The 12,775-nt window shown below is 67.4% G+C and carries 6 protein-coding genes; 4 read left to right on the top strand and 2 right to left on the bottom strand.

The annotated features are described in order from the left end of the window. Positions 1-23: 23 nt before the first annotated feature. Together IEY68_RS29030 and IEY68_RS29025 are read right to left on the bottom strand one after the other, a co-directional pair. On the bottom strand, positions 24-1,439 hold the full coding sequence (locus tag IEY68_RS29030) for an MFS transporter (protein ID WP_063000325.1): 1,416 nt from the start codon (positions 1,437-1,439) through the stop codon (positions 24-26). 208 nt (positions 1,440-1,647) lie between these two features. Further along, positions 1,648-1,995: a DoxX family protein gene (locus IEY68_RS29025; protein ID WP_058856554.1), complete on the bottom strand. Its 348-nt coding sequence runs from the start codon at positions 1,993-1,995 to the stop codon at positions 1,648-1,650. 186 nt (positions 1,996-2,181) lie between these two features. Here IEY68_RS29025 and IEY68_RS36490 point away from each other — a divergent pair, with 186 nt between their 5' ends. From IEY68_RS36490 to IEY68_RS29005, 4 genes are all read left to right on the top strand, one after another. Further along, positions 2,182-2,865 (top strand): ADP-ribosyltransferase, encoded by a 684-nt coding sequence (locus IEY68_RS36490; RefSeq protein WP_058856537.1) that lies wholly within the window; start codon positions 2,182-2,184, stop codon positions 2,863-2,865. 302 nt (positions 2,866-3,167) lie between these two features. Next, positions 3,168-3,593 (top strand): PPOX class F420-dependent oxidoreductase, encoded by a 426-nt coding sequence (locus IEY68_RS29015; protein ID WP_058856536.1) that lies wholly within the window; start codon positions 3,168-3,170, stop codon positions 3,591-3,593. 131 nt (positions 3,594-3,724) lie between these two features. Beyond that, entirely contained in the window at positions 3,725-4,483 is a 759-nt protein-coding gene (gene cobM, locus IEY68_RS29010; protein WP_058856535.1) for a precorrin-4 C(11)-methyltransferase, read from the top strand. Positions 4,484-4,833: 350 nt separating this feature from the next. Continuing rightward, positions 4,834-12,775 (top strand): non-ribosomal peptide synthetase (locus IEY68_RS29005; RefSeq protein ID WP_189094544.1); only part of this gene is annotated, 7,942 nt, incomplete at its 3' end.

Raw genomic sequence — 12,775 nt, 5'->3', positions numbered from 1 at the left:
CCCTGTTCAGCGGGCGGGATCGGCTACCGGCCGCCCGTCGCTGTCCCGCGATTCTGTGCCGGCTGCCGCTCCCGGCCCGACGCGGCGCGAGCGGCGTCGGCCCGGTCGATATCGGTCAGGTCGAACCCCTTGGTCTCGCGGGCGAACAGCACCGCCACCGCCGTCACCGCGGTCGCCGCCGCGAGATACAGCGCGATGGGTACGGCCGAATCGTAGATCTCGAGCAGTTTCACGGCGATCACCGGAGCCAGCGAACCGGCGACGATCGAGGTCACCTGATAGCCCAGCGACACCCCGGAGTACCGCATCCGGGTCGGGAACATCTCCGCCATGATGGCCGGTTGCGGTGCGTACATCCCCGCGTGCGCGATCAGGCCGAGCATGATCGCCGCGGTGATCACCCACCCGTTGCCGGTGTCCATCATCGGGAAGGCGAAGAAACCCCAGGCCCCGGCCGCGACGGTACCGGCCAGGTAGACCGGTCGCCGTCCGATCCGGTCGGCCAGCGCACCGGCCAGCGGAATGGCCGCGAAGTGCACCGCGTGCGCGGCCAGCAGCCACCAGAGGATGTCGTCGGTGGCCATACCCTCGCGCACCTTCAGATAGGTGATGGTGAACGTGACGACCAGGTAGTACATGATGTTCTCGCCGAAGCGCAGGCCCATCGCGGTGAACACACCCCGGGGATACCGCTTCAGTACTTCCACTGCGCTGAACGACGAGGACCGTACCTGCTCGGCCTCCTGCCGCGCGGCGGTGAAGATCGGGGCGTCGCTCACCTTGGTGCGCACGTAGTAGCCGATCAGGACGACCACCGCGGACAACCAGAACGCGATCCGCCACCCCCACGACAGGAAGGCGTCGTCGGACAGCATCGCGGTCAGCGCCAGCAGGACCAGCGTGGCCAGCAGATTCCCGCCGGGCACCCCCGACTGCGGCCAGCTCGCCCAGAAACCGCGACTGCGGTTCGGGCTGTGCTCGGCCACCAGCAGTACCGCGCCACCCCACTCGCCGCCGACCGCGAAACCCTGCAGGAACCGGAGCAGCACCAGCAGCGCGGGTGCCAGGTAACCGATCTGGCCGTAGGTGGGCAGACAGCCCATCAGGAAAGTCGAGGCGCCCACCAGCACCAGGCTGAACTGCAGCAACCGTTTGCGGCCGTAGCGGTCGCCGAAATGACCGAACACGATCCCGCCGAGCGGGCGGGCGGCGAAACCCACGGCGTAGGTGAGGAACGCCTTCAGGATCGCGTCGAGTTCGCTGTCGGAGGCGGGAAAGAAGATCTTGCTGAACACCAGCGTCGCGGCCGTGCCGTAGAGGAAGAACTCGTACCACTCGACCACGGTCCCCGCCATGGAAGCGGCGACCACCCGGCGCAGCCCGGACCGATCGGAAGGAGAGGTCCCGCCGGTCTTCCCCGACCCGTCCACCACACTCATCGCCAACTCCTCACACGCTGCGGCTCCCGGTGACGGGCGCCACACGGAGTATCACCCGCGAGAGGTCGCGATATCGGCGGTTTCGCGGGGACGGCCGGGGCGCTGCCCGGTCAGTGGGAGGGTGTTGTCCGCGGCGACCTTTTCGTCCGTGGGAAACGGCGGCGGCATCGTCCCGGGGGGACAGGTGGACGCCGCCGCGGCCGGTGGGTCAGCGGGCCAGTTGCAGGACGAGGGTGGCGACGATCGGAGCCAGGTACAGCAGCGGGAACACCGCCGTCTTGTACGAGCGGGCCCGTAGGGCAGTCGCGGTCGCGCCGAGGAAGTAGAGGATCAGGCCGACGGCGGCGGCCACGCCGAGAGCCGGGAGGACGAAACCGGCGATCAATCCCAGCGCTCCGGCGGTCTTGGCCAGGGCCAGCCAGTTCCACCACGACCGCGGCACACCGTACTGCTCGAGAGGTTCGACGACGAATTGCTGCTTCGAGAACAGCGAGTAGCCCGAGAATCCGACCCACAGAGCGGTCAGGACCGCGACGATGTAATAGGCGATATTCATGGCGAACCTCTTCTCTTCGACCGGCGTATCCCGGCGGATACCGAATCGACGGTGTGGGTCGCCCAGGTGTGACATCACCACCGGTGGACAGGCGGTCGGCAGCGAGACGCGGATGTTCTTACAGTCCCTGGTGTGGAACCATCGGACCTACTGCCGGGCGGGCCTTCGCGGTTACCGGTCGATCTCATGAAATACCTGACCGAGCAGCTTCAACAGACACTCGACACGGTGGCCGCCGGCGGGGCCGCGAACCTGAGGACCGTGGCTCGCGAGAGCCCCGCGGGGGCGAACACGGTGGCCGCGGCGGCGGATGGAAGCAAGCTCGGATTCCATCCCGAGATACTCGGCTCCCCCCGGCTTCCCGCCGGGTCCGGTGGGCGATCGATACCGCCGAATTCGCCGTTGACCCCACGGGAGATCATGGCGCTGGAGACCTACACCGGAACCGGATCCCCAGAGGTCAACAGAGCGCTTCGTGAAGGCAGGGGCATCGATTTCCAGCACGATGTCGACGATCTTCGATCTGCCCTTCGAAAGCTGGATGATTTCCGGGGCACGGTCTATCGGCATATCGATCTACCGGAAGAAGTTCTGGCCCAGCACCGAAAGGGTGCGGTGATCACCGAATTGGGCTTCATGAGTACCTCTACCCGGCCATACGCACTCAAGAAGGGTCACGTGCACATAGCGATGGCATCGTTCACCGGTAAGTCGGTAAAGCAGTGGTCGGCCGATCCGGACGAAGAGGAAATCCTGTTTCTCGACGGCACGTCGTATCGAGTGCACTCGCGCGTCGATCGTCTCGAGCAGGGGCGACTGCACAGCTATATGAGCGCATTCCAAACAGAGATGCCGCCGCGGATCGTATGAGCGGCGACACACAGAGCTGTTTCGCGTGCGCGCGGTCGGCCGTTTCCGGATCGGCGACGATCGAGTACTCGAGAGACGAGGTGCCTTTCCGAGCCGACCGAAGGCGCGCCTGTGCAGACACCCCCACACCTCCTCCCTACTTCGGATGGTCCGCTTCCGTGGTCGGGGCCCGCCCCGGTTCTGGAGCGACGTAGCGAAGGAGCGCAGCGACTGAGCGAAGGAGTGAAGAACCGGGGTTAACAGGGCCCCGACCCGCCCCGCCGAAGGCGGGGCAAGTAGGCACAGCCCCCTAGGCTGGTCGTATGGCCTCACTTTCCGATCCCAAGGTGCGTGAATTCCTCAGTTACGGAACCCGAACCGCGAAGGTCGCCTACACCGCGTCCGACGGGCGTCCGCTGGTCACCCCGGTGTGGTTCCTGCTCGACGGCGACGAGATCGTGTTCAACACTGGTAAGGAGACGGCGAAGGGCAAGGCATTGCGGCGCGACCCCCGGATCGCGATCGTGGTGGATCTGGAGGAGCCGCCCTTCGCCGCCGTGCAGATCCAGGGCACCGTCACTTTCTCCGAGGACCCGGCCGAACTGCTGCGTTCGGCGACCGCGATCGGCGGCCGCTATATGGGTACGGCCCGTGCCGACGAGTTCGGACGTCGCAACGGTGTCCCCGGTGAACTGCTGGTCCGGGTGCAGCCGATCAAGGTCATCGCTTTCTTCGACGCCGTCGGCTGACTTCGGCGGGCCGCGGCGGCCGCTCCTGCCGATTGCGGCTCGACCAGACAATGCCGGGATGCTGACCGGCTCCGATGTGCGGGCGGTGGTCGCCGACCTGCTCGTCGGCGGCCGGTGCCTAGACTCGACCCATGACGGTGCACTTCATCGGAGCCGGGCCCGGCGCCGCGGATCTGCTGACGGTGCGCGCGGTGGAGCTGCTGCGGCGTTGTGCGGTCTGCCTGTATCCGGGGACCTACCTGGATCCCGAGGTGCTCGGTCACTGCGCGCCGGCCACCGAACTCATCGACACCCAGCGGCTCGACCTGGACGAGATCACGGCGCATATGGTGCGCGCCACGGCGGAGGGCCGTGCGGTGGCGCGGTTGTGTTCGGGTGATCCGTCCCTCTATTCCGCCCTCACCGAGCAGACGCGCAGACTCGACGCGGCCGGGGTGGGCTGGGATATCACCCCGGGTGTCCCCGCGTACGCCGCCGCCGCGGCGCTGCTGGGTGCCGAGCTGACCGTTCCCGAGGTCGCGCAGTCGGTGGTACTGACCCGTACCCGGGCCCGGTCGACCGCGATGCCGGAGTCCGAGGCACTGCCGGAATTCGCGCGGACGCGCGCCACGCTGGTGTTACACCTGGCGATCACCCGTATCCGGGAGCTCGCGCTGGAGCTCGTCGCGGATTATGGGCCGGGGTGCCCGGCTGCCGTGGTCTATCGCGCGAGTCAACCGGATCAGATTGTGCTGCGTGGCACACTGGCCGATATCGCGGATCGGGTCGAGGCGGCGGGGCTGTCGCGGGCGGCGGTCATCCTGGTCGGACAGGCTTTGGACCCCGGAATCGATTGTGCGCAATCGCACCTCTACGACCCGGCGCGCGACCGCAGCGACCTGAGCGGATAAGCGCGAGGTGGCCGGGTTGTCCGGAACCGCCCGGAAACCGCCCCGTGACCGGTGGGACGGTCACGGAACCCGGTTGGTGCCACGGCCGTGCTTCGGTAGATTGGATCGGTGATCAGGAGTCGACGCCCGGGTGCGATGGCACGGTGGCATGGGGCACCGGGTGTGCCGGGTGGTACGGGGCGCCCGATGTAACGTCCCTGGCTTCACAAACGGATAACTCCGATGGACATTTCTGCCTGAGCAAACGAGAAGTGGGCCTGGAACCGCGGATGCCGAGCTGTCGGCGGTGCGCGTCGCAATCCGGGTGGTAACGGGAAGCGCACGCGTGCGTTCCGGAAGCGAGGTTACGGTTGGACCGGCTGGACAACGGCGGGAACGGTACGGACAGTGGCGCAGCAGCCACGGACGGGAGTCTGTTCCCCCTGTCGCCCGCGCAGCTGGGCATCTGGTACGCGCAGCATATGGACCCGCAGGTCCCGGTCAACATCGCTCAGTACGTCGAGCTGCACGGTGAGCTCGATGTCGACACCCTGAGCCGGGCCGCTCTGGACGCCTCCCTCGAGGTGGGTTCCTCCTTCCTGCGCATCGTCGAACGCGACGGTGAACCGCTGCAGTGGGTCGACCACTCCATCGCCGACGACGAGAACGACGGTGTCACCGCTGTCGATCTGCGCGACGCCGACGACCCGGTGGCGGCCGCCCGTGCGTGGATGCGCGCCGAGTACAGCCGTCCGCTCGATATGACCACCGATCGCCTGGCCGCCAGTTTCGCCCTGCGGCTGGCCGACGACCATTGGTACTGGTACTCCCGCGTCCACCACATCGCGTTCGACGGCTTCGGCGCGATGAACTATGTGAACCGGGTCGCCGAGCTGTACACGGCCTACCGCACCGGGACCGATCCGCAGAAGTCCAAAGCGGCGTCGCTGCGCACGCTCTACGACCAGGAGATCGCCTACCGCGACAGTGCCCGGTTCGAATCCGACAAAGAGTACTGGGCCGAACGCGTCACCGGGCTCGAGGAGGGCAACAGCCTGGCCGGCCGGACGGCCGCGCCCTCGGCATGGAACGGGGTCCAGCAGGCGGCGCTGACCGATCGCCGCAACGCGCTGCTCGACGCGAGCGTGGCGCAGCGCGAGTCCACTCCCGCGCAGGAGCTGCTGGCGGGGTTCGCCGCGTATCTGGCGCAGTGGAACGGCGTCACCGAGGTGATCCTGAGCCTGCCCGTGACCGCGCGCGTCACCGCGGCCATGCGTCGTTCCGGCGGCGCATTGTCGAATATCGTGCCCCTGCGGTTGCGGGTAGGCCACGATACGACCGTCGCGGATCTGCTGCGTCAGGTCCAACTGGAAGTGGCCGGGGCACTGCGCCACCAGCGCTACCGGAGTGAGGACATCCGCCGCGATGCCGGCACGAACTCCACCTCCTTCGGCCCGGCGGTCAACGTCATGTTGTTCTCCGACGAGATCGTCCTCGGCGATGCCGTCGGCACTCTGCAGGTACTGACCACCGGCAGCATCACGGATCTGAGCGTCAACTTCTATCAGTCGATGCGCGGCACCCGGCTGCACATCGACTTCGAGACCAACCCCAACGTCTACACAGCCGCCGAGGCCGAACGCCACCACACGCGCTTCCTCGAATTCTTCGACGGATTCCTCGCCGCCGGCGCGGAGACCGCGGTCTGGGATCTGGAACTCACCAGTGCCGCCGAACGCGAGCTGACGACAGTCGAATTCAACAGCCGGACCCTGGAGGTCTCGGCCGCCACCCTGCCCGAACTGCTCGATGAGCAGGAAGTGGATCCACAGAGCGTCGCCCTCGTCTTCGAGGGACTGACGCTCACCCGCGCCGAATTCACCGCCCGGGTCAATCGGCTCGCGCGCTATCTGGTCGCGACCGGGGTGGGACCGGAATCGCTGGTCGCCGTCGCGATGCCGCGGTCGGTCGAACTGGTGGTGGCCATCCACGCGATCGTGCGGGCCGGTGGCGCGTACGTGCCGATCGATCCGGACCATCCGGCCGAGCGGATCGCACATATTCTCGACAGCGCCGATCCGGTCTGTGTGCTCACGCTGTCCGGGCAGGAGCTGGTCCTGCCGGAGCAGGTGCGACGGGTCGACGTCGATGCCCTCGAGGTGTCGGACTTCTCGGACGCGCCGATCACCGATGCCGACCGGCGGCGGCCGCTGCGACCGTCGAATACCGCGTACGTGATCTTCACCTCGGGCTCCACCGGCCGCCCCAAAGGTGTGGTGGTATCGCATTCCGCGATCGTCGCCACCTTGACGGTGACACAGGACAAGTACCGGCTGTCCGCCGAAGACAGCATGCTGCAGAAGACCGCGGTGACCTTCGACGCGTCGGTGCGCGAGTTCTTCCTGCCCTTCCAGTCGGGCGCGCGGCTGGTGCTGGCGAAACCGGACGGTCACCTCGACCCGGCGTACATGGTGCGCACCATGATCGCCGAACGGGTCACGATCGTGCAGTACGTGCCGTCGGTCCTGGCAGTGCTCATCGCCGATCCGCGGTTCGCCGAATGCACCGCGCTGCGATACCTGATCGTGGGCGGCGAGGCGCTGCCGCCCGCGCTGGGCCGCCGGGTGCGTGAGCTGACCGCTGCGCAGCTGCACAACTTGTACGGTCCGACCGAGACGGCGGTGGACAACACCTTCCACGAGGTCACCGCCGACGATGTGGACTCGGTGCCGATCGGTGCGCCGACAGCCAACAACCGTGCCTACATTCTGGATTCGCGGTTGCGGCCGGTTTCGGTGGGCACCGCGGGCGATCTGTACCTGGCCGGCCCGCAGCTGGCGCGCGGCTACGCGGGCCGCCCGGATCTGTCGGCCGACCGGTTCGTCGCCGATCCTGTCGTCCCGGGCAGCCGTATGTACCGCACGGGCGACCTGGCCGTCTGGCGAGCCGACGGCGAAATCGAGTACCGCGGCCGCGCCGACTTCCAGGTGAAGATCCGCGGTCTGCGGATCGAACTCGGCGAAATCGAGGCCGAGCTGGGTTCGTACCACGCGGTGGACCAGAGCGTGGCGCTGGTGGCCGAGACGGCGACCGGTCCGCAGCTGGTCGCCTACGTGGTTCCCCTGCCCGGCCGGACGGTCGAACCCGAGGAGCTGGCCCGCTTCCTGGGGACGAAACTGCCCGCCTACATGGTGCCCGCGGCGATCACGGTGCTCGCCGAGTTCCCGCTGAACACCAGCGGCAAGCTCGACCGCAAGGCGCTGCCCGAGCCCGTGTTCACCGCCTCCGACGCGGATTTCCGGGCACCCCGGAGCCAAGCCGAACAGCTCGTGGCGGGGATCTTCGCCGAAGTACTGGCGCACGACCGCGTCGGCGCCGACGACAGTTTCTTCGATCTGGGCGGCAACTCGTTGATCGCCACCCAGGTGGTGGCCCGGATCAATGCGGCATTCGGCGTCCAGATCGGCGTCCGCGTGCTGTTCGAGGCGCCCACGGCCGCCGGTATCGCCGCCCGGCTGGAAACCGCCGAATCCGCTGCGCCCGACCGGCTTCCGCTCGTCGCCCAGCCGCTGCCGGACCGGGTCCCACTGGCGCTCGCGCAGCAGCGCATGTGGTTCATCAACCTGTTCGATCCGACGATCCCGGCCTACAACGTGCCCTTCGTCATCCGGATGAAGGGCCAGGTCGATCTGGCGGCACTGCAGGCCGCCGTGCGCGATGTGATGACCCGCCAGCAGTCGCTGCGGACCATCTATCCCGAGTCGGAGGACGGCGGCTACCAGCTGGTACTGCCGATGGACGAGCTCGAGACCGAGGTCACGGCCGAGCCGATCGACGCGGCGCTGCTGACCACCGAGCTGACCGAATTCGCGGCCAACGGTTTCGATGTGACCCACGAACTACCGTTCCGCTGGCGGATCTACGAGGTGACGGGTAGCCGCACCAACGGCACCGCGGAGTACGCGGTCGCGTTCGTGCTGCACCATATCGCCGCCGACGGATGGTCGATGGGTCCGCTGTCCCGCGATGTCGCGGCCGCGTACCTGGCGCGGGCCGCGGGGTCGGAGCCACAACTGCCGCCACTGCCGGTGCAGTACCTGGACTACAGCATCTGGCAGCGCCAGATGCTCGGTTCGGAATCGGACCCGCAATCCGTCGCCGCGCGGCAGATCGCCTATCACACCGAACAGCTGGAAGGCCTGCCCGACCAGCTCGAACTGCCCACCGACCGGCCGCGCCCGGCGGTGCAGAGTTTCCGCGGCAGCCGGGTATCGGTCGATATCGATGCCGAAACGCACAGCCGGCTCGACGCCCTGGCCCGGCAGCAGGGCGCCACCCTGTTCATGCTGTTGCACGCATCGCTGGCGGTGCTGCTGTCGCGGCTCTCGGGAACCACCGATATCGGCGTCGGTACCCCGGTCGGCGGCCGCGGCGAGGCCGCGCTCGACGATCTGATCGGTATGTTCGTCAACACGCTGGTGCTGCGCTCGGAGATCGACGGTGAGCAGACGTTCACCGAACTGCTCGCCGAAACCCGCACCCGGGATCTGGCCGCGTTCTCGAACGCGGACGTACCGTTCGAGCGGATCGCCGAAATCGTCAATCCGACGCGTTCGCAGGCCGTGCATCCGCTGGTGCAGGTGATGCTGTCGTTCCAGGAGGTCTCGCACGCCGCCCTGGAGATTCCCGGACTGTCGATCAGCGCGGACGAGATCGAACTCGATATCGCCAAATTCGACCTCGTCTGGACGATCACCGAAAAGCGTGGGGCGCGGGGCGAACCGACGGGTATGGGACTCGTCCTCTCCTACGCCACCGATCTGTTCGACGAGTCCACGGTGCGATCGTTCGTGACCCGCTGGCAGCGGTTGCTCGACGTCATCGTCGACGACCCGCAGACCCGCGTCGGGACCATCGAACTCCTCGACACCGCCGAGCGCGCCGAGCTGACCACCCGTAGCGGTGGCCCGGCCGAAACGCCGGATACCTTGGCGGGGCTGCTGAGCGCCGCCGCCCGGATCGATCCCGCCGGGACCGCGGTGATCGCCGACGACGAGAGCTACACCTACGCGGAACTGGATACGGCGTCGAATCAGCTGGCCCGGGTCCTCATCGAGCGGGGCGCGGGCCCGGAGGTCTCCATCGCTCTGGCGCTGGGCCGCTCGTGGCGCTACCACCTGGTCCTGTGGGCCATCGCCAAATCCGGCGCTGTCCTGGTACCGGTCGATCCGGCCTATCCGGCCGACCGGATCATCCATATGGTCACCGATTCCGGTGCGGCCCTGGGTATCACCGAGGCAGCCGAACTGCCGGACCTGCCCGAGCTGGCCGACGGCTGGATCGACTTGGACGATCCCGAGTTCGCCGCCGAGATCATGGCCAGTTCGGCGGAGCCGGTCACCGACGCCGATCGGCGCGCACCGCTGCGTACGGCGAATACCGCGTACATGATCTACACCTCGGGATCGACCGGCCTGCCCAAGGGCGTCGCGGTCACCCACGCGGGGTTGTGCAACTTCAGCACCGAGCAGGTGCAGCGCTTCGGCCTGGACTCTTCCACCCGGGCGCTGGCTTTCGCCTCCCCGTCGTTCGACGCCTCCGTGCTGGAACTCCTGCTCGCCATCGGAGCCGGCGGCGCCCTGGTCATCGTGCCGCAGATGATGTTCGGCGGCGCCGAACTGGCCGATCTGATCGAAACCACCGGGGTGACCCATGCCTTCCTGACCCCGTCGGTGCTGGCTTCGCTCGATCTCGACGCGATGTCGGAGGTGCGTGTCGTCATCACCGGCGGCGAGGCGGTCTCGCCGGAACTCGCCGCCCGCTGGGCGGCGACCCCGGATCGCTACCTCTTCAACGCCTACGGCCCGACCGAGGCCACTGTCGCCACCAATATCAGTGACCGGCTCCGGCCGGGCGACCCGGTCACCATCGGTGGCCCGGTCCGGGGTATGCGGGCGCTGGTATTGGACGGCCGGTTGAGCCCGGTGCCGGAGGGTGTCACCGGAGAGCTCTACGTCGGTGGTATCCAGCTGGCCCGCGGCTACCATGCCCGGTCCGCGCTGACCGCCGGCCGGTTCGTCGCCGACCCGTACGGTGCGCCCGGCGATCGCCTGTACCGCACCGGTGACGTCGTGCGCTGGCGGCGCGACAGCTCCGGTGCCCTCGTGGTCGAGTACGTGGGCCGCAACGACTTCCAGGTGAAGGTTCGCGGCTTCCGGATCGAGCTCGGCGAGATCGATTCCGCGCTGACTTCGCACGACACCGTCGACTTCGCGGTGACGATCGGGCACGAGAACGTGTCCGGCGCCATGACGCTGGTGTCCTATGTCGTTGCCGCATCCGGTGATTCGGTCGATGTTCCCGCGCTGACCGCGCATGTCCAGGAGCGGCTGCCCGCCTATATGGTGCCGTCCTCGATCATGGTGCTCGACGAGATCCCGCTGACCCCCGCCGGGAAGCTGGATCGCCGGGCGTTGCCCGTGCCGCAGTTCCAGTCGCATACCTTCCGGGCCCCCGCCACCCCGATCGAGGAGATCGTGGCCGGGATCTTCGCCGAGGTGCTCGGCGTCGAACGGGTCGGTATCGACGATGATTTCTTCGAGCTGGGCGGTAACTCGCTGATCGCGACCCAGGTCGCCGCTCGGCTGGGCGCCGCACTCGATACCCGTGTCCCGGTGCGCACACTGTTCGAGGCCTCGACTGTGATGGCGCTGGCCACGCGGGTCGAGTCGCATGTCGGCGAGGGCGCGCGCCAGGCACTGGTGGCGCGGAGCCGGCAGGAGGAGATCCCGCTGTCGCTCGCGCAGCAGCGGATGTGGTTCCTCAACCGGTACGACACGGAATCGGCGGTCAACAACATCCCGATCGCCATCCGGATGTCCGGTGACCTCGACGTGGCCGCCCTGCAGGTGGCCTTCATCGATGTGATCGACCGGCACGAATCCCTGCGCACCGTATTCCCCGATACGGGCCGCGCTCCCGTCCAGGTGATCCTGGACGCGGCTCAGGTGGTCCCGGATCTGACTCCGTTCCGGATCCGCGAGGACAAGCTGATCGATCATCTGATCGATCTGGCGACGATGGCCTTCGACGTCACCGCCGAGGTACCGCTGCACGCCCGGCTCTTCGAGATCGACGAGACCGAATACGTACTCGGCATGGTGGTGCACCATATCTCTGCCGACGGCTGGTCGATGGGACCGCTGGCGCGCGATGTGATGGCCGCCTACGCGGCACGTATCAGCTGGGAGCCCCCGGCGTGGGTGAACCTTCCGGTGCAATACGCGGATTATGCGTTGTGGCAGCGTGAGGTGCTGGGTTCGGAGGACGATCCGGATTCGCTGATCTCCGGTCAGGTCCGGTACTGGAAGCAGGAACTGGCCGGTCTGCCCGACGAATTGGTCCTGCCCGCGGACCGGCCGCGACCACAGGTGTCCTCCTTCGAGGGTGGCGTCCATTCGTTCGTGATCAGCTCGGAGATCCGTCGCCGGATCGTGGAGCTGGGACGGCGTCACAATGCTTCACCGTTCATGGTGGTGCACAGTGCGCTGGCCGTATTGCTGGCGCGAACAACCGGAGAATCCGATATCGCTGTCGGTACTCCGGTGGCCGGTCGTGGTGATGCCGCCCTGGAGAATCTGGTCGGCATGTTCGTCAACACATTGGTGTTGCGAACCCAGGTCCGTGGTGAATCGACTTTCGCCGAACTGCTCGCAGAGGTCCGGAATACCGATCTCCAGGCATTCGCGCACGCGGATGTACCGTTCGAACGCCTGGTGGAGGTGCTGAATCCAGCGCGTTCCCAGGCGCGGCATCCCATTTTCCAGGTCGCGTTGTCGTTCGAGAACCTGCCGGACCGGCATTTCGAATTGCCGGAACTGCGGGTGGCCCCGGTCGATTTCGAGACCGGTCTGGAGAAGTTCGATCTCTCGCTCAATTTCCGTGGAATGGGCGAAGATTCGGATACCGGCATGCTCGGCGAACTCTCGTATTCCCGGGACCTGTTCGATCACGCGACGGTGGAGGGTTTCGCGCATCGGTTCGCGCGTCTGCTGCGGGAGATAGTCGAAGCGCCGGAGACGGCGGTCGGGGACCTCGAAATGCTCGCCCCGGTCGAGCGCACTCGGGTGCTGGCGGAGTGGAACGCGACCGGGCATGCGGTGCCGGCGGGGTTGCTGTTGGACGGGTTCAATGCCGCGGCTGCTGCTCATCCGGATCGGGTGGCTGTCTCGTTCGAGGGGACGAGTTTGTCCTATGGCGAGTTCGCGGGTCGGGTGAATCAGCTGGCGCGGTACCTGATCGCCGAAGGTGTGG

This window comes from Nocardia jinanensis (assembly GCF_014645735.1).
Lineage (GTDB): Bacteria > Actinomycetota > Actinomycetes > Mycobacteriales > Mycobacteriaceae > Nocardia > Nocardia jinanensis.
Note: the sequence above shows the minus strand (reverse complement) of the source record. Positions and strands in the feature narration are given on the sequence as shown.

What these genes read in the sequence shown, in the direction of transcription:
- IEY68_RS29030 (WP_063000325.1), bottom strand. Translation starts at nt 1,439, where the DNA reads ATGAGTGTGGTGGACGGGTCGGGGAAGACCGGCGGGACCTCTCCTTCC.
- IEY68_RS29025 (WP_058856554.1), bottom strand. Translation starts at nt 1,995, where the DNA reads ATGAATATCGCCTATTACATCGTCGCGGTCCTGACCGCTCTGTGGGTC.
- IEY68_RS36490 (WP_058856537.1), top strand. Translation starts at nt 2,182, where the DNA reads ATGAAATACCTGACCGAGCAGCTTCAACAGACACTCGACACGGTGGCC.
- IEY68_RS29015 (WP_058856536.1), top strand. Translation starts at nt 3,168, where the DNA reads ATGGCCTCACTTTCCGATCCCAAGGTGCGTGAATTCCTCAGTTACGGA.
- cobM (WP_058856535.1), top strand. Translation starts at nt 3,725, where the DNA reads ATGACGGTGCACTTCATCGGAGCCGGGCCCGGCGCCGCGGATCTGCTG.